19 protein-coding genes are annotated in these 19,467 nt (G+C 70.7%); 13 read left to right on the top strand and 6 right to left on the bottom strand.

Going from position 1 to position 19,467, the window contains the following annotated elements; translation table 11 throughout:
- Window positions 1-114: 114 nt before the first annotated feature.
- The 8 genes from ACTJKK_RS08665 to ACTJKK_RS08630 all read left to right on the top strand — a co-directional run bounded on the left by ACTJKK_RS08665 (window position 115) and on the right by ACTJKK_RS08630 (window position 9,729).
- The gene (locus tag ACTJKK_RS08665) at window positions 115-3,795 is read left to right on the top strand and encodes a proline dehydrogenase family protein (RefSeq protein WP_440747675.1); all 3,681 of its coding nucleotides are present in this window, start codon (window positions 115-117) and stop codon (window positions 3,793-3,795) included.
- An 82-nt stretch (window positions 3,796-3,877) separates the two neighbouring features.
- Window positions 3,878-4,306 (top strand): hypothetical protein, encoded by a 429-nt coding sequence (locus tag ACTJKK_RS08660; protein WP_440747674.1) that lies wholly within the window; start codon window positions 3,878-3,880, stop codon window positions 4,304-4,306.
- Between the two features lie 185 nt (window positions 4,307-4,491).
- Window positions 4,492-4,926: a hypothetical protein gene (locus tag ACTJKK_RS08655; RefSeq protein ID WP_440747673.1), complete on the top strand. Its 435-nt coding sequence runs from the start codon at window positions 4,492-4,494 to the stop codon at window positions 4,924-4,926.
- Window positions 4,926-5,141, top strand: a complete 216-nt coding sequence (locus ACTJKK_RS08650) for a helix-turn-helix transcriptional regulator (protein ID WP_440747672.1) — start codon at window positions 4,926-4,928, stop codon at window positions 5,139-5,141. Before ACTJKK_RS08655 ends, ACTJKK_RS08650 begins: the two co-directional genes overlap by 1 nt.
- A gap of 1 nt (window position 5,142) precedes the next feature.
- Window positions 5,143-6,141, top strand: a complete 999-nt coding sequence (locus tag ACTJKK_RS08645) for an NAD(P)-dependent alcohol dehydrogenase (RefSeq protein WP_440747671.1) — start codon at window positions 5,143-5,145, stop codon at window positions 6,139-6,141.
- A 279-nt stretch (window positions 6,142-6,420) separates the two neighbouring features.
- Entirely contained in the window at window positions 6,421-7,299 is an 879-nt protein-coding gene (gene ddaH / locus ACTJKK_RS08640) for a dimethylargininase (RefSeq protein ID WP_440747670.1), read from the top strand.
- Complete coding sequence (gene rocD / locus ACTJKK_RS08635) at window positions 7,296-8,492, top strand: ornithine--oxo-acid transaminase (RefSeq protein ID WP_440747669.1); 1,197 nt, start codon at window positions 7,296-7,298, stop codon at window positions 8,490-8,492. Before ddaH ends, rocD begins: the two co-directional genes overlap by 4 nt.
- A gap of 70 nt (window positions 8,493-8,562) precedes the next feature.
- The gene (locus ACTJKK_RS08630) at window positions 8,563-9,729 is read left to right on the top strand and encodes a hypothetical protein (protein WP_440747668.1); all 1,167 of its coding nucleotides are present in this window, start codon (window positions 8,563-8,565) and stop codon (window positions 9,727-9,729) included.
- Window positions 9,730-9,850: 121 nt separating this feature from the next.
- Here the strand turns inward: ACTJKK_RS08630 and ACTJKK_RS08625 are convergent, their stop codons facing one another.
- From ACTJKK_RS08625 to ACTJKK_RS08615, 3 genes are all read right to left on the bottom strand, one after another.
- Window positions 9,851-10,234 carry a hypothetical protein gene (locus ACTJKK_RS08625; protein WP_247624510.1) on the bottom strand — a complete coding sequence of 128 codons (384 nt, stop codon included), beginning with the start codon at window positions 10,232-10,234 and terminating at the stop codon, window positions 9,851-9,853.
- 239 nt (window positions 10,235-10,473) lie between these two features.
- Window positions 10,474-11,808 (bottom strand): MFS transporter, encoded by a 1,335-nt coding sequence (locus tag ACTJKK_RS08620; RefSeq protein ID WP_440747667.1) that lies wholly within the window; start codon window positions 11,806-11,808, stop codon window positions 10,474-10,476.
- A gap of 5 nt (window positions 11,809-11,813) precedes the next feature.
- Window positions 11,814-12,254, bottom strand: coding sequence for a MarR family winged helix-turn-helix transcriptional regulator (locus ACTJKK_RS08615; RefSeq protein ID WP_247624512.1), 441 nt, complete (start codon window positions 12,252-12,254; stop codon window positions 11,814-11,816).
- Between the two features lie 59 nt (window positions 12,255-12,313).
- Between ACTJKK_RS08615 and ACTJKK_RS08610 the strand changes: the two genes are divergently transcribed.
- From ACTJKK_RS08610 to ACTJKK_RS08590, 5 genes are all read left to right on the top strand, one after another.
- Window positions 12,314-13,051: a copper homeostasis protein CutC gene (locus tag ACTJKK_RS08610; RefSeq protein ID WP_440747666.1), complete on the top strand. Its 738-nt coding sequence runs from the start codon at window positions 12,314-12,316 to the stop codon at window positions 13,049-13,051.
- 29 nt (window positions 13,052-13,080) lie between these two features.
- On the top strand, window positions 13,081-13,947 hold the full coding sequence (locus ACTJKK_RS08605; RefSeq protein WP_440747665.1) for an alpha/beta fold hydrolase: 867 nt from the start codon (window positions 13,081-13,083) through the stop codon (window positions 13,945-13,947).
- A gap of 181 nt (window positions 13,948-14,128) precedes the next feature.
- On the top strand, window positions 14,129-14,866 hold the full coding sequence (locus ACTJKK_RS08600; protein ID WP_440747664.1) for a DUF1684 domain-containing protein: 738 nt from the start codon (window positions 14,129-14,131) through the stop codon (window positions 14,864-14,866).
- Window positions 14,867-15,018: 152 nt separating this feature from the next.
- Complete coding sequence (locus tag ACTJKK_RS08595) at window positions 15,019-16,068, top strand: lipoate--protein ligase family protein (protein WP_440747663.1); 1,050 nt, start codon at window positions 15,019-15,021, stop codon at window positions 16,066-16,068.
- Between the two features lie 71 nt (window positions 16,069-16,139).
- Window positions 16,140-17,069 (top strand): DNA-methyltransferase, encoded by a 930-nt coding sequence (locus ACTJKK_RS08590; protein ID WP_440747862.1) that lies wholly within the window; start codon window positions 16,140-16,142, stop codon window positions 17,067-17,069.
- Window positions 17,070-17,086: 17 nt separating this feature from the next.
- Here ACTJKK_RS08590 and ACTJKK_RS08585 read toward each other — a convergent pair whose 3' ends face one another.
- The 3 genes from ACTJKK_RS08585 to ACTJKK_RS08575 are packed head-to-tail and all read right to left on the bottom strand — an operon-like array spanning window position 17,087 to window position 19,391.
- The gene (locus tag ACTJKK_RS08585; RefSeq protein WP_247956913.1) at window positions 17,087-17,476 is read right to left on the bottom strand and encodes a cupin domain-containing protein; all 390 of its coding nucleotides are present in this window, start codon (window positions 17,474-17,476) and stop codon (window positions 17,087-17,089) included.
- Window positions 17,473-18,876 carry an NAD(P)/FAD-dependent oxidoreductase gene (locus ACTJKK_RS08580; RefSeq protein ID WP_440747662.1) on the bottom strand — a complete coding sequence of 468 codons (1,404 nt, stop codon included), beginning with the start codon at window positions 18,874-18,876 and terminating at the stop codon, window positions 17,473-17,475. The genes ACTJKK_RS08585 and ACTJKK_RS08580 overlap by 4 nt, the downstream gene beginning before the upstream one ends.
- Before the next feature lie 50 nt (window positions 18,877-18,926).
- Window positions 18,927-19,391 carry an Lrp/AsnC family transcriptional regulator gene (locus ACTJKK_RS08575; protein ID WP_440747661.1) on the bottom strand — a complete coding sequence of 155 codons (465 nt, stop codon included), beginning with the start codon at window positions 19,389-19,391 and terminating at the stop codon, window positions 18,927-18,929.
- Window positions 19,392-19,467 lie beyond the last annotated feature (76 nt).

The following is a 19,467-nucleotide window of genomic DNA, read 5'->3' as shown; positions in this document are numbered from 1 at the left end:
CGTGTCGGGTCGCATCTCCGAAGTTGTGCGGGGTGAGCGCGTAACTCCCACCACCCGCGGAATCACGGGCGAGCCAGCGGGCCGAGACACCGCCCCCGCCCTAGGGTGAGAGACATGGCAGAGTCGTCGTCTCCTTCTTCGGATGCCGCGGCATCCGCTCCTCTGGCCGACCGGGCTGTCGAGCTCGCCCGTCGCTGGGTGATCGAGGCCGCGGCGGCCGACGTCGATCCCGCCGCCGCGCGCCTCGCCGGGGTGCTGCGCGACGCAAACGGCCTGCCTTTCACGCTCGGCTTCGTCGACGGCGTGATGCGGCCCGAGAGCCTGGGTGCGGCGGCATCCCGTCTGCATCGGATCGCGCCGATCGTGCCCGACTTCCTGCCCTGGTACCTGCGCGGCGCGGTGAAGCTCGGCGGCGGGATCGCCCCGGTGCTCCCCGCCCCGACCGTGCCGATCGCCCGCCGCGTGCTGCGTGAGATGGTGGGGCACCTCGTCGTCGACGCCCGCCCCGCCAAGCTCGGTCCCGCGATCGCGAAGATCCGCGAATCGGGCGCCCGACTCAACCTCAACCTGCTCGGCGAGGCCGTGCTCGGGGAGGGCGAGGCGCAGCGCCGGCTCGACGGCATCCACGATCTGGTCCGCCGCCCCGACGTCGACTACGTCTCGGTCAAGGTCTCGGCCGTCGTCAGCCACATCTCGATGTGGGCGTTCGACGAGGTCGTCGACCGGGTGGTCGAGCGGCTGCTGCCGCTGTACCTGACGGCGGCGTCGGACGGCACCTTCATCAACCTCGACATGGAGGAGTACCGCGACCTCGACCTGACGATCGCGGTGTTCACGCGCATCCTCGAGGACCCGCGCCTGGCGAACCTGCATGCCGGCATCGTGCTGCAGGCGTACCTGCCCGACGCGCTCCCCGCCCTGCAGGAGCTCACCGCCTGGGCGCAGGACCGCGTCGCCCACGGCGGCGCCCCCATCAAGATCCGTCTCGTCAAGGGCGCGAACCTCGCCATGGAGCGCGTCGAGGCGACCATGCACGGGTGGACGCCGGCGACCTACGACACCAAGCTCGACACGGATGCCAACTACCTCCGCTGCCTCGACTGGGCGCTGCAGCCCGAACGCACCGAGGCCGTGCACCTCGGCATCGCCGGGCACAACCTGTTCGGCATCGCCTACGCCTGGCTGCTGGCGGGCGAGCGCGGAGTGCGCGAGCAGGTCGAGTTCGAGATGCTGCTCGGCATGGCCCAGGGGCAGGTGCAGGCGGTCTCGCGCGAGGTCGGCCCCGTGCTGCTCTACGTGCCGGTGGTCGCACCCGCCGAGTTCGACGTCGCGATCAGCTATCTCGTGCGCCGTCTCGAGGAGAACGCGTCGAGCGACAACTTCCTCTCGGCGGCGTTCCAGCTCGGTGAGGACGAGACCCTGTTCGAGCGCGAGCAGGATCGCTTCCTCGGCGCCCTCGACCGCTCGACCGACCCGAATCTGCGCACCGGTCCCCGCAGACGTCAGGACCGGCTCGCCCCGATGCACGAGTCCGTGCGTCCGTTGCCGGCGGCCCCGCAGCCTGAGGTCGACCTCACGAAGGCCGTGCTCGGCATCTCGCGCGGATCGACCGGCGACGACGGGTTCGACGGGGAGCCGTTCCTCGAGACCGCCGTCTACGCGCCCCGCGAGCTGGTCGACGAGACGGCGGGTGCGCCCGGCTTCACGAACGCGGTCGACAGCGACCCGGCGCTCCCCGCCAACCGCGAGTGGGCGCGCGGCATCCGCGAACGCATCGCCACCTCGACCGCCGGGGACGACACCCTCGCCACGGCCCGCATCGATGAGGGGGAGGAACTCGAGCGCATCGTCGCGACGGTGCGGGATGCCGCGCCCTCCTGGGGCTCCCGCCCCGCCGCCGACCGATCCGAGGTGCTGCTGCGGGCGGCCGCCGCACTCGAGTCCCGTCGCGGCGAACTGATCGAGGTCGCGGCATCCGAGACCGGCAAGGTGTTCGCCGAGGCCGACGTCGAGGTCAGCGAGGCCGTCGACTTCGCCCGCTACTACGCGGCGACCGCGCGCGAGCTCGATGCGATCGCGGGGGCGGCGTTCGTTCCGGCATCCGTCACCGTCGTCACCCCGCCCTGGAACTTCCCCGTCGCGATCCCCGCCGGGGGAGTGCTGGCCGCGCTCGCCGCGGGCTCGGGTGTGATCTTCAAGCCGGCGCCGCAGGCGCGGAGGTGCGCCGCGGTGATCGCCGAAGCGCTCTGGCAGGCCGGTGTGCCGCGCGACGTGCTCGCGCTCGTCGACATCGAGGAGGGCGCGCTCGGGAAGCAGCTCCTCACCCACGAGGCGGTGGATCGCGTGATCCTGACCGGGTCGTGGGACACGGCGGCGCTCTTCCGCTCGTGGCGCCCCGACCTGCCGCTGCTCGCCGAGACCAGCGGCAAGAACGCGATCATCATCACCCCCTCCGCCGACCTCGACCTCGCGGTCGCCGACCTCGTCAAGAGCGCCTTCGGTCATGCGGGGCAGAAGTGCTCGGCGGCGTCGCTCGCGATCCTGGTCGGGCCGGTCGGCCGCTCGCAGCGCTTCGCGCGACAACTCTCGGATGCCGTGCGCTCGCTGCACGTCGGATGGCCGACCGACCCGCTCGCCGAGGTCGGGCCCGTCATCGAGAAGCCGCAGGGCAAGCTGGCCTGGGCGCTGTCGCAGCTCGAGGGCGACGAGAAGTGGCTCATCGAACCGTCGCTCTCGGCGGACGACGACGGTAGCGGACGCCTGTGGACCCCGGGAGTGCGCGTCGGCGTGCGGGCCGGGTCGCGGTTCCACCTCGAGGAGTTCTTCGGGCCGGTGCTCGGTGTGATGTACGCGCCGACGCTGTCGGCCGCGATCGAGATGCAGAACGCCGTCGCCTACGGGTTGACCGCGGGCCTCCACACCCAGGACCCGGGCGATCTCGCGACGTGGCTCGATGCCGTGCAGGCCGGAAACCTCTACGTGAACCGCGGCATCACCGGGGCGATCGTGCAGCGTCAGCCGTTCGGGGGATGGAAGCGCTCCTCGGTCGGTCCCGGTGCGAAGGCCGGCGGTCCGAATTACCTCATCGGCCTCGGATCGTGGCGCTCGCGCCCCGGGTCGACCCCGTCGAGCACGCTGCACCTGCGCGGCCTCGACTCGCGCATCACCGCCCTGATCGAGTCGGCCCAACCCTCGCTCGACTTCGAGTCGTTCGAATGGCTGCGGCGGTCGGCCCTGTCGGACGCCCTCGCCTGGGACCGCGAGTTCGGCCAGGTGCGCGATGTCTCGCGGCTGGGCGTCGAACGCAACCTCTTCCGGTACCGCCCGCTGCCCGTCGAGCTGCGGGCGACGGCGGATGCTCCGCTGCAGGAGGTGCTGCGCACGGTGCTCGCCGCGGTGCGCGCCGGCGCCGGCTTCGTGCTGTCGGTCTCGGCGGGACTCCCGGCCGGAGTGCGCCACGCGCTCGGCGACCTCGACGCGGCGGTGTTCCTCGAGACGGATGACGAGTGGCTCGCGCGCGTGAGCGGCTCGGGATCGGAATCGGATGCCGACGGCGAAGGGGTGTTCACGGCCCGGGCCGCGCGCATCCGCCTGATCGGTTCGCGCCCCGCGGTGGCGGCGGCGCACGCGGCGCTCGCCCGCGCGGTCGACGGCGATCCCGACCTCGCGGTCTACGACGGCGAGGTGACCTCGGCCGGTCGCATCGAGTTGCTGCCCTTCGTGCACGAGCAGGCGATCTCGATCACCGCCCACCGCTTCGGCAATCCCGACCCGGTCTTCGCCGACGTCATCTGAGGGGTTCTCCCGGGCGGGCCGCGTGGTGGCGGCTTCGCAGATGTGCACTGTTCTCGCAGAGATTTCCCGGAATCGATGCGAGATGACGGTGGATTTGCGAGATCATGTGCTGTGGTGGGCGGGCGCAGCGCCAATTGCGGAAGAGGAGGGCAAAATGGATGACTCTCGCGTCACGCTGCCTGTCCGAGAGCCCGACGAACCGCCGCGCGCGCGGGTGTTCTGGGACTGGCAACAACATGCGCTGTGGATCTCGGGTCGCTACGGGATGGACTACATCGAGGGACACGAGATCGGGTTGAGCCCGGAGCTCGTCCTCGATCTCGCCGAATGGGCGCGCGTTGCCGACGCGGGTTTCAACGAGGACTACCCGCCGGACAGCGAGGTGCCTCCGGGATGGGCCGCAGAGGGTCTTGCGCTCGCGCAGCGCGTGCGCGCGGAACTACCCGCGGAATGGATCGTGACGGCGCGCGACCCGACCTCGGGGAGGCAGTTCGTGCTTCCGCCGTCGTAGCGAAGGAGATCTCTCGTAGCGGAGGAGCACTTCGCGCAGAGCATCCTGTGTTGCATGAGATCTCCTCCGTTGCGTGCGGCGGGCGTCAGCAGGCTCCGGCCGGCGCGGCGTATGTAAAAAATTCTTGACACTGCCCCCGGCCGGACGTACTCTCATGTCAAGAATCCTTTACATGGAGGTGCGTGATGGTCTACGAAGAACGCAATGCCTGGGCCGGGCTCATCGTCAGCCTGATCGTCATCCCTGCGTACATCGTCGTCGTGCTGCAGCAGGCGGTGACGCGGCCGATCGAGAGCGTCGACTGGTTCCCCCTCATGCTCGGGGCCATCGGGCTCGGCATCGTCGGAACGATCGTGCTCAGCATCCTCTGGGGCCTGATCGCCCACCGGCGCGACCCCGACGGCACCGGGCGCAGCGACATCCGCGATCGGGACATCAGCCGTCTGGGCGGGCGAGTCGAGCAGGCGTTCGTCGTGATCGCGGGGCTCGGAGTCATCGGCCTCTGCGCGGTCGGCGCCGACGTCTTCTGGATCGCGAACACGATGTTCCTCGGCTTCGCGGTGTCGGCCATCGTCGGCGGCATCGCCCGGGTCGTCGCCTACCGCCGAGGACTCGTGTGATGGTCAAGCCCACACTCGTCTCGAACAGCATCCGCACCCACCGCGAGGCCGCCGGCCTCACCCAGGCCGAGCTCGCCCGCACGATCGGCGTCACCCGGCAGACCCTCATCGCGATCGAGCAGCAGAAGTACTCGCCCACGCTCGAACTCGCGTTCCAGATCGCCCGCGCGTTCGACGTCGGGCTCGACGACCTCTTCTCCTACCCGGAGGTGTGACATGACCACGACGATGCAGGCCTGGAGCAATGCGGCCTACGGCCCGGCATCCGGATTCCGTCTCGAGCCGGTCGCGATCCCGGCCCCCGGCCCGGGCGAGGTGCTGCTGCGTGTGCACGCCACCGCCCTCAACGCGGGCGACGTGCGACTCATGCTCGGCGATCCGCTGCTCGTGCGGCCGATCTTCGGGATGCGGCGGCCGAAGCATCCGATCCGGGGCATGGAGGTCGCGGGCCGTGTGGTCGCCCTCGGTGACGGAGTGACGGATGCCGCGACCGGCGACGAGGTCGTCGTCGAACTCGTGGGCGGGGGAGGGCTCGCGGAGTACGTGTGCGCGCCGGCATCCCGGATCGTCGCTCGGCCTGCCGGGGTCGACCCGGTGCAAGCGGCCTGCTTGCCGGTCGCCGCCGGAACCGCGTGGCAGGCGCTCGACGCCGCGCGGATCGACAGCGGCGCGGCGCCGCAGCGCGTGCTGGTGATCGGGGCATCCGGGGGAGTGGGCACGTTCGCCGTGCAGCTCGCCGCGCTGCGCGGGGCCGAGGTCTGGGCGTCGTGCCGAGAACGCAACCGCTCGCTCGTGGAGGAACTCGGGGCCACGCGGGTGCTCGATCACCGCACCTCGCCGCTCGCCGACCTGCCCGTCGCGCACTTCGACGCCGTGATCGACATCGCCGGCGGCATCCCGTTGCGCGCGCTGCAACGCCTCGTGCGCGACGGCGGCACGGTCGTGCTCGTGACGGGTGACGGCGGCCACGTGCTCGGCCCGATCCCCCGGATGCTGAAGGCCGCACTGCTCTCGGTGGGCTCGCGACGCCGCATCCGCTCGCTCGCCGCGTCGCCGAAACCGGCCGTGGTGCGCGAACTCCTCGCGCTCGCCGCGGCGGGATCGCTGCGCGCGGCGATCGAGCGCGAGTACCCCTTCGCCGAGGCATCCGCCGCCCTGGCGCACCTCGAGGCCGGCCACACGGCCGGCAAGGTCGTGGTGGTCGGCACCGCCTGACCGGGTTCGGCCCCGGGACCCGTGAGGGGTCAAGACACGCCGCAACGGATGCCGCGGGCAGGGCGTGTCTTGACCCCTCACCGGAGGAACCCCGGCGATTCGAAACGCGAATCAACCGAACCCCCGGCGCTCTGGCACCCCACAGCCCACGGATGGCACAATGAAACCGGCGTGCCCGAGTCGCATCTTCCCCGTCCCCGCTCTGAGAAGAGTCCCGGGTCGAACTTCCGCCGGGCCCCTGGACAGCGTCCGCCGCACCCGTTCATTCGAGGAGCATCCATGTCGACGCCTGAGACCGCCGTGGCATCCGCCCCCGCGCGCACCGCGCACCACCGCCGCTACCTGATGTGCAAGCCCGAGCACTTCACGGTCAACTACTCCATCAATCCGTGGATGGAGCCGTCGAAGCCGACCGACACCGCCAACGCGGTCGCGCAGTGGCAGAAGCTCTACGACCTCTACATCGAACTGGGCCACGAGGTCGAGCTCATCGAGCCGCTCGCCGGCTACCCCGACATGGTCTACACGGCCAACGGCGGATTCCTCATCGACGGCCGCGCGTACGTGCCCGAGTTCCGCTTCGTCGAGCGCCAGGGCGAGGCGCCCGCGTTCGCCGACTGGTTCCGCCAGGCGGGCTACGACACGGTCATGCCGAAGGAGGTCAACGAGGGCGAGGGCGACTTCCTGCTCGTCGGCGATGTGATCCTGGCCGGCACCGGCTTCCGGTCCACCGGCGACAGCCACCGCGAGGTCGGCGAGGTCTTCGGCCGCGAGGTCGTCTCGCTCAACCTCACCGACCCGCGCTTCTACCACCTCGACACGGCCATCGCGGTGCTCGACCCGGTGCAGGGCATCGAGAACGGCGGCCCCGAGCGCGCCAACATCGCGTACCTCCCCGGCGCCTTCGACGACGCGAGCCGCGCGATCCTCGAGGAGCGCTTCCCCGACGCGATCCTCGTGTCGGACGAGGACGGCGCCGTCTTCGGCCTCAACTCGGCGAGCGACGGCTACAACGTCATCATCTCGCCGCGCGCGAAGGGCTTCGAGAAGCAGCTGCGCGAGCGCGGCTACAACCCGATCACCGTCGACCTCTCCGAGCTGCTGCTCGGCGGTGGCGGCATCAAGTGCTGCACGCTCGAACTGCGGGGCGCGAAGTGACGACCGACGCGGTGGCGACGGCAACCACGCACGTCGCCCACAACTACCACCCGCTGCCGGTGAACATCGCGCGCGGAGACGGTGCGTGGGTGACGGACGTCGAGGGCAAGCGCTACCTCGACCTGCTCGCCGCCTACTCGGCCGTGAACTTCGGGCACCGGCATGCGGCGCTCGTCGCTGCCCTCACCGAGCAGCTCGGTCGCGTGACGCTCATCAGCCGAGCGTTCCAGAGCGACCGGCTCGAGCCGTTCGCCGCCGCCCTCGCGAAGCTCGCCGGCAAAGACCTGGTGCTGCCGATGAACACGGGCGCCGAGGCGGTCGAGACCGGCATCAAGGTCGCGCGCGCCTGGGGCTACCGGGTCAAGGGCATCGCCGACGGCAAGGCCCGCATCATCGTCGCGGCCGGCAACTTCCACGGCCGCACGACGACGATCGTCAGTTTCAGCGACGACGAGCAGGCACGCGACGGCTTCGGTCCGTACACGCCCGGCTTCGACATCGTGCCCTACGGGGACGCGGATGCCATCGCCGCCGCGATCACCGATGACACGGCCGCCGTGCTCGTCGAGCCCATCCAGGGTGAGGCCGGCGTCGTGATCCCGCCCGAGGGGTATCTGCGTCGCATCCGCGAGATCTGCGACGAGAAGAACGTGCTCTTCATCGCCGACGAGATCCAGTCGGGACTCGGCCGCGTGGGCGAGACGTTCGCGAGCGATCGCGAGGGCGTCGTGCCCGACCTCTACCTGCTCGGCAAGGCCCTCGGCGGCGGACTGCTGCCGGTGTCGGCGGTCGTCGGGAACGAAGACGTGCTGGGTGTCATCCGTCCGGGCGAGCACGGCTCGACCTTCGGCGGCAACCCGCTCGCGGCGGCCGTCGGTCTGCGCGTGGTCGAGATGCTCGAGACGGGCGAGTTCCAGGAGCGCGCCCGCGCCCTCGGCGCCCACCTCGCCACGGCACTCGAACCGCTCATCGGGCACGGTGTCACCGCGGTGCGCGTCGCCGGTCTCTGGGCGGGTGTCGACATCGACCCCGCGAAGGGCACCGGTCGCGAGATCGCCGAGAAGCTCCTCGAGCGCGGTGTGCTCGTGAAGGACACGCACGGTCAGACGATCCGCATCGCCCCGCCGCTCGTGATCCGTGCGACCGAGCTCGACTGGGCGGTCGAACAGCTCCGGGTCGTGCTGGGCGCGTAGCGCCGCGGCATCCGTACGTCGTCCCTCCGTCGACGCCGACATCGTTAGGCTGTCGGCGGAGGGGGAACCGATGGCATATCAGAATCCTGATGCCGTGGCGGCCGGAGCGCCGCCCTGGCACCTGCCCGCACCGCAACCGCGCCCGACATCGGGCGGCATCCGCGGCTTCGTCTGGGCGCTCTGGCCGGTGATGAGCTGGCTGCTGCCGGTGTTCTTCGTGTTCCACGGGTTCCTCGGTGGAGGCGGGTGGGGCACGCTGATCCTGATGTTCACGTCGCCGATCTTCATCCCGGCGATGGGGCTGCTCGGCATGCTGCCGCGATTCATCCTGCGCAAGCGCGGGCACACGACCACTCCCGCCCCGCTCGTCTGGCTGCTGTTCGTGAACTGGTGGGCGTGGGTCGCCTTCACGATCACGATGCAGGACGCCGGCGACTCGGGGCCGCTGGAGACGCTGCTCGGCAGCCTCCTTCCCGCCCGGCTCTCGTCGACCTACGAGCAGGGGATCTTCGTGGGAGCGGTCGTCATCGCGGCGCTGTCGTGGCTCGCGGTGCTGCTGCTCGGCATCGCTCAGCCGCCGCCGCGCCCGGGAGCGCCGACCCGCGGCGGCGCCTGGGACGCGGTGTCGTGGAACGCGGCCTTCCTGGTGCCCGCTCTGCTCGTGGGCGCGGTGGCGCTCGGCGTGCAGGTCACGGCGCTGCAGACGGATGCCGCGGGCGACACGGTGGCGCAGGTCGAGGCGCTGCCGATCTCCGCGCAGGCCGACCGTGCCGAGGCGAACTACACCCTCACGCAGCAGAAGCTCTCGGAGGTGCGAGAGATGATCGCCGAGGACGACTGGCGCGTGCGCGACGAGAACGGCGGCTGGGTGAGGGGACCGGCCTTCGCCTCGTCGTACGGCGCCTGCGGGGGATCGGATGCCGAGTGCTACGTCTTCGAGGTCGGATTCGCCCTGGAGACGGCGCCCACCGGCTTCGACTCGTACGACGACGCGTGGGATTCCCGGCTGAGCGAACTCGGCTGGATGCCGTCCGAGCGCGGCTACGGGTGGACCGATGCCGACGGCTTCACCCTCGAGGTCGACCAGCGGCAGAACGTCGACCGGCTGGTCGTCGCGATCGAGAGCCCCTCGTGGTGGGGTGACACGTACGACATCCGTCAGGAGCTGGGAGAGCCCGACGAGGATCTCGGTCTCGGACTCACCTACCGCTTCGACGAGTGGCCGCCCCTGCGCTGAGCCCGCCCCCGCCCGTAGCGCGAACCACCCCCTCCGGGGCCTCCCGCATGCGGGTGGCTCGCTCTCGAGGGGGTGGTTCGTGCGTCACGGGGGATGACGCGCGCGCCGGCGAAGCTGGGGACTACGCGGGCGGGTTATCGGGGTCGAGGAGCTTCAGGGTGTCCTCTTCCGCTTCGTTGTCGGCCTGGAGCTGTCGCTCCGTGGTCTCGTCGCCTCCGAGAGGCGCCTCGCGATCGGGTCCGGCGTCGCCCTGGATGGCGCCGCGGGGCGAGTCGCCGTGCGAGCTGTCGCCCTGGAGCGCTCCGCCTTGGGCTGCGCCCTGGTTGCCGTGCTCGTCGCCCGGCGCGTCCTCGTCGGCGTCGCCCTGAAGAGCGCCGCGCGGGGAATCGCCGTGAGAGCTGTCGCCCTGGATGGCGCCGCCCTGTCCGGACTCCGGAACGCCGACGCGCTCCGCGCCCTCGGCCGGGTCTTCCGCGTGCGGGGTGTGTTCCGTGTTCTCGTCCATGGGCGCGACGTTACGCGCGGGTCACGGCATCCGAAGACCCCATTGACAAGGCTCGCCTTACTGCACTCACCGCACCCCGTTCCGCTGTCCCTGCAACGATCGGTGCGAAATGCCGGTAATGAACGCCCGGAGTCGACATTCGGCACCGGTCCGTGCGGTTCTGCGCACGCGGACGTGACCGATGACGGGACGGATGCCGTGACGGATGCCGGGGCGGATGCCGTGACGGATGCCGAAGGCTACGGCGCCTCGGGGGCCTTCGGGCGACGGATGGGCGTGGTGACCGCGGCCTCGTCGCTGAACTCCACCGGGTCGACCTCGTCGATCACGCTGAGGGGTCGGGTCTCGTCGAGCGTGAGCAGGAAGCGCCGATTCTCGTCGCGGTGCAGACGCCCGGACGTGAACACCCAGATGGCGCCGATCGCGCAGGCGACGAGCCCCGCCGTACCGCCGAGCATGATCGCGGTACGGGGACCGAAGGCATCCGCCACCCATCCGGCGATCGGTGCGCCCACCGGGGTCGATCCCATGATGACCGCCATGTACAGAGCCAGCACGCGCCCGCGCAGCGCCGGATCGGTCGTGATCTGCACGTAGCCGTTCGCGGTCGTGAGCAGCGTCACGATCATGAATCCGGTGAACATCAGCGTGATGCCGTAGGTGAGATAGGTGGGCATGGCGGCCGACACGAACGCGGCGACGCCGAAGCCTCCGGCCGCGAGGATCACGACGCGCACCCGCGCCCGATCGCGCCGCGCGGCGAGCAGGGCGCCGGCGAGAGAGCCGATCGCGAGGATCGACGACAGCACGCCGTAGCCGTCGGCTCCGGCTCCGAACTCGAGGGCCATGGTCGAGGCGAAGATCGGGAAGTTCATGCCGAAGGCGCCGATCAGGAACACCGTCACGAACACGACCCGCAGGTCGCTGCGGCCCCACACGTAGCGGAAGCCCGCCGCGAGTCCGCCCCGCCCGCGGTTCTTGGGCCGCTTCGCGAGCAGGCTCGTGCGCAACAGACCGAGCGCGAGGATCATCGCCAGGAACGTCGCGGCGTTGACGATGAACACCCAGCCCGACCCGATCGCCACGATCAGCAGACCGCCGACGGCCGGTCCGATCATGCGCGCGAGGTTGAACGAGGCCGAGTTGAGAGCGACGGCGTTGGAGGTGTCGGATGCCGACACCATGTCGGACACGAAGGCCTGGCGCGCCGGGGCGTCGAAGGCGTTCACGATGCCGAACCCCAGTGCGAACCCGAACATCATCGGCAGGGTCATGAGGCCGTTCAACAGCAGCACGCCGACGGCGATCGCGAGCAGCAGCAGTGCACTCTGGGTCGCGAGCAGGATGCGGCGACGCTCGAACCGATCGGCCACCCATCCGGTGAGGCTCACGAGCACGAGCGGCGGGCCGAACTGCAGTGCCATGGTGAAGCCCATGGCCGCCGCGTCGTTGTCGGTGAGCTCGGTGAGCACGACCCAGTCCTGAGCGGTCGCCTGCATCCAGCCGCCGACGTTCGAGACGAGGGCGCCGGCGAACCAGATGCGGTAGTTGATGTTCGCGAACGAACGGAACATCGCGCTCATCGGTCGGTCACCCGTCGCATCAGGATGCTCGCCTCGCGGAGCGTCGTGAGCTCGTCCTCCGTGAAGTCGAGGTCGGCGAGCATGTCGGCCAGCAGCACGTCGCGGCGGCGGATGGTCTCGACGACGAGTTCGGCGCCGGCATCCGTGATCTCGACCTGCACGCGGCGGCGGTCGTCCTCGTCGACGGCGCGGGTGACGTAGCCCTGCTCCTCGAGGCCGTTAATGGTGTTCGTCATCGAGGGGGCGGTCACCCGCTCGCGCTCGGCGAGGGTCGAGATGGTACGGCGACCGTTCATGCGCAGGTCGGCGAGCACGGCGAGCTGCGCATCGCTCATGGAGTCGGCGGCGCGGGCGCAGCGCAGGCGTCGCGCGAGCCGGAACGTGGCCATGCGCAACTCGGTGGCGGTGAGCTGGAGGGAGTCGTCAGGCGAAGTCATTACTTAGTTAGTCTATCTAAGTAATCGACGCACGGGGCGGGAACGGCAGAATGGAGCGCGTGACCCGAACGCCCGCTCTCGAAATCGCCGTGCAGGATCCCGCCGGAGTGCGCATCGCCGGAGAGGTCGGCGCCGCGCGCGTCGAACTCGCGAGCGCGCTGGCGCTCGGCGGCCTCACCCCGTCGCCCGCCACGCTCGAACTCTCGGTCGCGGCGGCGCGCGAGGCAGATGTCGAGGTGCACGTGCTCGTGCGCCCGCGCGGCGGCGACTTCCACTACACCGACGAGGAGATCGCGATCTGCGAGCACGACGTGCGCCGCGCGATCGAGGCCGGGGCCGAGGGCGTCGTGATCGGTGCTCTCGATGCGCACGGTGCGCTCGACGTCGACGCCATGGCCCGGCTGCGCGATGCGGCCGGCGGAGCATCCGTCACCCTGCACCGCGCGATCGACGTCAGCCCCGACCCGCTCGCGACCCTCGACGCCGCGATCGCGCTCGGTCTGCGACGCGTTCTCACCTCGGGCGGAGCATCCGCCGCGATCGACGGCATCGACACCCTCCGCGCCCTCGTCGCCCGTGCCGACGGACGCATCCAGATCATGGCGGGCAGCGGCGTCGGCGCCGCGAACGCCGCCGAGCTCGCCGGCACCGGGGTCGACGCCCTGCACTTCTCGGCCAAGCGCACCGTCACCGCCGAAGGCGGCGTGCGCATGGGGTCGGCCTCCGACGGCGTGGGCGGGTACGAGGTCACCGACCGCGACACTGCGCTGGCCGTGCGCGCCGCCCTGGGGCTGTGAGCCGCGGCCGCGATCGGTAGGCTCGCAGCGTGACGGATACCCGAGAGTTCACGGATGCCGACGGCATCGCCATCGTCTACGACGTGCACCCGGCGGCCACGACGCCCCGCGGTGTCGTGCAACTGCTGCACGGCGTCGGCGAGCACGCGGGTCGCTACGGTGCGCTGATCGCCGCGCTCACCGCGGCGGGCTTCACCGTCTACGCCGACGACCACCGCGGCCACGGCCGCACCGGCATCCGCCAGCACGGGGGTCCCGCGCGGTTGGGCCGGCTCGGCAAGGGAGGGCTGCGCGCCGCGAAGGATGCCGTCTGGCAGCTGACCGGCATCATCCGCGACGAGAACCCCGACCTGCCGCTCGTGCTGCTCGGGCACTCGTGGGGATCGTTCCTCGCGCAGATGCTGCTGAACGAGCATCCCGAGGCGTTCGATGCCGTGATCCTGTCGGGGTCGGCACTGCGGATGCCGGGATCGCTCAGCGCTGCGCCCCTCAACGCCCGCTGGGCGGGGCCCGACGCCACCGGCTACGAGTGGCTCAGCCGCGACCCGGAGGTGTGGGCCGCATTCGAGATCGACCCGCTCACCACGGGCGAGCCGCTGCTGAAGCTGTTCGGGCCGATCGAGGCCGCGAAGCTCTACGGGCGCCCGCGCCGAGACCTGCGGGCGACGGGTGGCCGTGACATCCCGCTGCTGCTGCTCGTCGGGCGCGACGACCCGGTCGGCGGACCCCGCAGCGTGCACAAGCTCGCCGACGAGTACCGCAGCCGCTCGGGCTTCACCGATGTGACGACCCTCGTCTACCCCGATGCCCGGCACGAGATCTTCGCCGAGCTGCAGCAGGACGAGGTGCGCGCCGACACCCTCGCCTGGCTCGACACGCACATCCCCGCGCGCTGAGCGTTCTCGAGGTGGAAGCGCCCCCACGAGCGGCGGTATGACGCCGGATGACGTCGGGTGAAGGTGCATGACACCGGCCCGACGGATGCTCCGCCCCCGCCGTAGATTCAGGGCAACATTCCGCGGGCATCCGAGGAGACGTGCCCCCGCACGACCCTCCTCGCGACGGGAGGAGGGTCCGATGAGCTTCGAGAGCGACTGGCGTGCGTGGCACGACGAACGCGAACGCGTGGCGGGTGCCGACTACGGCCCGTCGGCCCTGGAGTCCACGAACTGGTTGATCTCCGAACCCGCCGCGGTCGAGAACGTGCCGGGGCTCTGGGCGGTCGGTGCCGAGGGCGAGATCCGCGGCACCGAGCTCGGGGTCGCCGGGGCCACCGTCACCCTGCGCCGGGGCGAGGCGCTGCGCTTCGGGCGACGCGAACTGCGGGTGTTCCCGCGGCGCGAGACCGTGGCGCTGCGGGTGTTCAACCCGGCCCGCCCGCAGCGCGAGCGGTTCAGCGCGATCGACGCCTACCGTCCCGATCCGGCGTGGCGGTTGCCGGCGACGTTCGAGCCCGCCACCGATGAGTCGATCACGATCGTCGCGATCGACGGCGACCAGCACGAGGCTCCGATCGCCGGGCGGCTGCGGTTCGAGATCCGCGGGGTCGCGCACGAGCTCACCGTGACGCGCAACGTGCGCGGCGGCCTCGGTGCCGTGTTCGCCGACGGGACCAACGGCATCGAGACGTTCCCGTTCCGCTTCCTCGCGATCGACGAGCCGGATGACGACGGCACCGCGGTCGTCGACTTCAACCGGGCGTACCTGCCGCCGTGCGCGTTCTCCGACCAGTTCGTGTGCCCGCTCCCGCCCGCAGGCAATCGCTTCTCGGCCCCCATCCGCGCCGGCGAGCGCGCTATCGTCCTCGGCCGCTGACCCGTCGTCTCGCTGCGCTCGCTCAGGGACCGGAAGGGCGCGGCGCTGCTCGGAGACCGGTGAAGAACATCCCGGTTCCTGAGCGAGGAGCGCTAGCGACGAGACGAAGGACGACCGCGACCAACAACCCCCGTCGGCCGTAGGCTGGGGAGGTGCACGGTGAATACAAGGTCCCAGGGGGAAAGCTCGTCGTCGTCGACCTCGAGGTCGACGACGGGAGGATCGCGCAGTTCCGGCTCGCGGGCGACTTCTTCCTCGAGCCCGACACGGCGCTCGAGGCGATCAACGACGCCGTGAACGGCCTGCCGGTCGAATCGGATGCCTCCGTGATCGCCACCGCTGTGCGCGACGCCCTTCCCGAGGGCGCGCAGCTGCTCGGCTTCACGCCCGAGGCCGTGGGCACCGTCGTGCGCCGTGCGCTCGTCACCGCTCCGGGATGGCGTGATTTCGACTGGGAGATCGTGCACGACAAGGCGGTCTCGCCGGCCATGAACCTCGCGCTCGACGAGGTGCTCACCTCGCGCGTCGGCGAGGGACGGCGTCGCCCGACCCTGCGCATCTGGGAGTGGGACGGCTCGGCGGTCGTCATCGGATCGTTCCAGTCGTACCGCAACGAGGTCGACCCCGAGGGCGCCGCGCGTCACGGCTTCGACGTCGTCCGCCGCATCTCGGGCGGCGGCGCGATGCTCATTCCTGAGGGCCAGATCATCACGTACTCGCTGTACGTTCCGGCATCCCTCGTCGCGGGCATGACGTTCGCCGACTCGTATGCGTTCCTCGACGACTTCGCCCTGCAGGCGCTGCGCTCGCTCGGCATCGACGCGGTCTACCGCCCCCTCAACGACATCGCGAGTTCGACCGGCAAGATCGGCGGGGCCGCGCAGAAGCGTCTCGCCAACGGAGGCGTGCTCCACCACGCCTCGCTGTCGTACGACCTCGACGGCCAGGTCATGACCGAGGTGCTGCGCATCGGCCGCGAGAAGCTGAGCGACAAGGGCACCACGTCGGCGGCCAAGCGCGTCGACCCGCTGCGCAGCCAGACCGGACTCAGCCGCGAGGAGATCATCGACCGCTTCATCGACACCTTCCGCTCGCTCACCGCGGCCGAGGACGGCACGGTCGCCGACGACGAGTACGCCGCGGCCGAGGAGCTGGTCGAGACGAAGTTCTCGACCGACGCGTGGCTGCACCGGGTGCCGTGACCGACCCGGTACCCACTCCGCCCGTCCCGATCGAACAGGACGTCTCCATCGCACCGGTGCGGGTCGGGTCGGTGTCGATCCTCGAGGGCGACAACCTCGCCGCCGTGCGCGCGCTGCCCGATGCCTCGTTCACGCTGGTGTACCTCGATCCACCCTTCAACACGGGCCGCGCCCGCGAACGGCAGATCGTCACCGCGACGCGGACGCGCACAATTCCGGAAGAATCGAATGCCGAGGGGCAAATCGACCCGGAATCGGCTGAGTCCGAAGCATCCGTCCGGAGTTATGAGCAGCCGGTCCCCGAGACCGCGCCCGCCGAGATCCGCCACGGCTTCCACGGCCATCGCTACGAGCGGGTGCGCGGGATGCTGCGCACCTACGACGACCGCTTCGACGACTACGGCGAGTTCCTCATGCCGCGTCTCGAGGAGGCGTGGCGACTGCTCGCCGACGACGGCACGCTCTACCTGCACCTCGACTACCGCGAGGCGCACTACGCGAAGGTGATGCTCGACGCGGTGTTCGGACGCGACTCGTTCCTCAACGAGCTGATCTGGGCCTACGACTACGGAGCGAAGTCGCGCAGCCGCTGGCCCACCAAGCACGACACGATCCTCGTGTACGTGAAGAATCCGCGCGGGTACTTCTTCGACTCCGATGAGGTCGACCGAGAGCCCTACATGGCCCCCGGCCTCGTCACCCCCGAGAAGGCGGCGCGCGGAAAGCTGCCGACCGATGTGTGGTGGCACACGATCGTGCCGACGACCGGGCGCGAGAAGACCGGGTATCCGACGCAGAAGCCCGAGGGCATCCTGCGCCGCATCATCCGGGCGTCGAGCCGCCCCGGAGACCGGGTGCTCGACCTCTTCGCCGGCAGCGGCACGACCGGCGCGGTCGCATCGGCGCTGGGACGCGACAGCGTGCTGGTCGACGACAACCCCGAGGCGATCCGGGTGATGCGCGAGCGGATGCCGCACGCCGAGGTCACCCGCGTCGGCTGAGCCCGCGCGCCTCGCGCTCAGGCGATGTAGATCTTGCGCAGGGTCTCGGTGACGGTCCAGACCGTGCGCTGGCCCTCGGCCAGGCGCACGACGGAGCCGGGGGAGACGTCGAGATCGGGCAGGTCGGGGTCGTCGAACGCGATGCGCGCCCGGCCCGAGAGCACGACGAAGACCTCGTCGGTCTCGGTGTCGGATGCCGTTCCCGGCGTCATCTCCCAGATGCCGACCTCGGTGCCCCCGAGCAGGGCGAGCGGGTGCACGGCGGTGGTCGGGTCGCCCGAGACGACGTCGGATGCCGGCAGCGGCACGTGCACGAGCGCGAGGGTCGCGGCATCCGCTCCCGTGCCGGGGGTGAGCCCCTCGGCCGGCTCGGGGGTGAGCCCCTCGTCGGGGATCGTGTCGCTCACGAGTCGAATCCCATGCCGAGCGCGTCGAGCGTCTTGAGGAAGAGATTGCGCTTGCCCCCGTTGTGATCGGCGCGATCCATCGCGGCGCGCACGAGGTTGATGCCCACCGCGGCGGCGGGTTCGGGCGGGAAGGGTACGGGCCGCTGCCGCACCATCTGCAGCGCGGTGCGTTCGGTCTCCTCGCCCGCGAGCTTGTCGAGCATGACGTCGGCGGCGAACCGCGCCGCGCCCACGCCGAGTCCGGTGAACCCGGTGGCGTAGGTCACCCGGCCCTTGCGTGCGGTGCCGAAGAACGCGCAGAAGCGGCTCGACGAGTCGATCGCCCCGGCCCAGCGGTGCGTGAAGCGCAGCCCCTCGAGCTGGGGGAACGTGGTGAAGAAGTGCGAGGCGAGCCGCCGGTGGCTCTCCATCCGGTCTTCGTACTCGGGGCGCACCTTGCCGCCGTAGTGGTAGACCGCGTCGTAGCCGCCGAAGAGGATGCGGTCGTCGGCGGTGAGCCGGTAGTAGTGGAACTGGTTGGCGCTGTCGGCGAGGCCCTGCCGGTTCCGCCACCCGATCGAGGAGAGCTGCTCGGTGCTCAGCGGCTCGGTCATCAGCACGTAGTCGTACACGGGCACCGTCATCAGACGGTTGCGCTTGAGCAGCGAGGGGAAGACGTTCGTGGCCAGCGCCACGGCATCCGCCACGACCCGGCCGTCGCGGGCCTCGACCGTGATCGGACCCGATCCGTCGCCGAGGATGTCCTGCACGAGCGTGTGCTCGTAGATCTCCACGCCGAGGTCGGTCGCGACGCGGGCGAGCTCGAGCCCGAGCTTGGCGGGGTGCACGAGGGCGGTGGTGTCGCGCTCCCACGCGCCCGCGAGGAACGTGGGGGAGTGCACCTCGGCCTGCACGGCATCCTGATCGAGGAATCCCTTCTCCTCGCGCAACCACTCGACCTGGTGCGGTTCGACCGCGACGGCGAGCTGCCCGGTGCGTTCGAACTCGGCATCCATCCCGTAGCGCTCGACGGTGTCGGCGATGCCGTCGAGGTTCTCGAGCCCGAGGCGTTCGAGCTGCTCGATCTCGTCGGGCCAGCGGTTCACGCCGTTCTCGTGGCCGTGGGTGATGCTCGCCTCGCAGAACCCCCCGTTGCGGCCGGAGGCCGCCCACGCGACGCGCGACGCCTCGACGAGCACGACCCGGCGGTCGGGGTCGCGCTCCTTGGCCCGGATCGCGGTCCACAGCCCCGCGTACCCGCCGCCGACGATCGCGAGGTCGGCCTCGATCGCACCGGTCAGTGTCGGGTACTCGGTGCGCTGCACGTCGTCGAGCCAGAACACGGCGAACGAGGTGCCGCGCAGGGACTCGTCGATGACGGAGTCCTGCGGGCGGCGGCGTTCGAAGACGGTGGTTCCCATGCGCGCTCCCTTGTTCCTCAGTTGGTTCTCTCGGTGGATGAGGTGCGCGGTCAGCGCGTTCCCCAGTTGTAGAGGTCCTTGTAGAGCCCGGCGTAGAGCAGGCTCTCGGTGTGCACGATGCCGGGGATGGTGCGGATGCGCGTCGCGATCAGTTCGAGCAGGTCGGCGTCGCTCTCGCACACGGCCTCGACGAGGATGTCGAAGCTGCCGAGGGTGACGACGACGTAGGCGAGTTCGGTGATCTCGGTGAGCTGCTCGGCGACCGCACGCGGGTCGCCGGTGACGCGGATGCCGATCATCGACATCCGGTGGAATCCGAGCTGCAGGGGGTCGGTGACCGCGACGATCTGGATCGTTCCGGCATCCGTCATGCGCTGCACGCGCTGGCGGGTGGCGGCCTCGCTGAGGCCCACCTCCCGGCCGATCTCGGCGTAGGGGCGCCGGCCGTCCTCCTGGAGCAGCTCGATGATCCGCTTCGAGATGTCGTCCAGCGCCGGCTGAGTCTTCGTGCCCATGCGTCGATATTGACAGGCGGATGCCGGTGGTGCAACCGATTCAGTCGTCGGTGGCTTCCAGGCCTTCCGATTCCGA

Source organism: Microbacterium sp. 22179 (genome assembly GCF_052045715.1).
In the GTDB taxonomy this organism is placed as follows: Bacteria; Actinomycetota; Actinomycetes; order Actinomycetales; family Microbacteriaceae; genus Microbacterium; species Microbacterium galbinum.
This window is presented reverse-complemented; position numbering and strand designations above follow the sequence as displayed.

What these genes read in the sequence shown, in the direction of transcription:
- ACTJKK_RS08665 (WP_440747675.1), top strand. Translation starts at nt 115, where the DNA reads ATGGCAGAGTCGTCGTCTCCTTCTTCGGATGCCGCGGCATCCGCTCCT.
- ACTJKK_RS08660 (WP_440747674.1), top strand. Translation starts at nt 3,878, where the DNA reads ATGACGGTGGATTTGCGAGATCATGTGCTGTGGTGGGCGGGCGCAGCG.
- ACTJKK_RS08655 (WP_440747673.1), top strand. Translation starts at nt 4,492, where the DNA reads ATGGTCTACGAAGAACGCAATGCCTGGGCCGGGCTCATCGTCAGCCTG.
- ACTJKK_RS08650 (WP_440747672.1), top strand. Translation starts at nt 4,926, where the DNA reads ATGGTCAAGCCCACACTCGTCTCGAACAGCATCCGCACCCACCGCGAG.
- ACTJKK_RS08645 (WP_440747671.1), top strand. Translation starts at nt 5,143, where the DNA reads ATGACCACGACGATGCAGGCCTGGAGCAATGCGGCCTACGGCCCGGCA.
- ddaH (WP_440747670.1), top strand. Translation starts at nt 6,421, where the DNA reads ATGTCGACGCCTGAGACCGCCGTGGCATCCGCCCCCGCGCGCACCGCG.
- ACTJKK_RS08630 (WP_440747668.1), top strand. Translation starts at nt 8,563, where the DNA reads ATGGCATATCAGAATCCTGATGCCGTGGCGGCCGGAGCGCCGCCCTGG.
- ACTJKK_RS08625 (WP_247624510.1), bottom strand. Translation starts at nt 10,234, where the DNA reads ATGGACGAGAACACGGAACACACCCCGCACGCGGAAGACCCGGCCGAG.
- ACTJKK_RS08620 (WP_440747667.1), bottom strand. Translation starts at nt 11,808, where the DNA reads ATGTTCCGTTCGTTCGCGAACATCAACTACCGCATCTGGTTCGCCGGC.
- ACTJKK_RS08615 (WP_247624512.1), bottom strand. Translation starts at nt 12,254, where the DNA reads ATGACTTCGCCTGACGACTCCCTCCAGCTCACCGCCACCGAGTTGCGC.
- ACTJKK_RS08600 (WP_440747664.1), top strand. Translation starts at nt 14,129, where the DNA reads ATGAGCTTCGAGAGCGACTGGCGTGCGTGGCACGACGAACGCGAACGC.
- ACTJKK_RS08580 (WP_440747662.1), bottom strand. Translation starts at nt 18,876, where the DNA reads ATGGGAACCACCGTCTTCGAACGCCGCCGCCCGCAGGACTCCGTCATC.
- ACTJKK_RS08575 (WP_440747661.1), bottom strand. Translation starts at nt 19,391, where the DNA reads ATGGGCACGAAGACTCAGCCGGCGCTGGACGACATCTCGAAGCGGATC.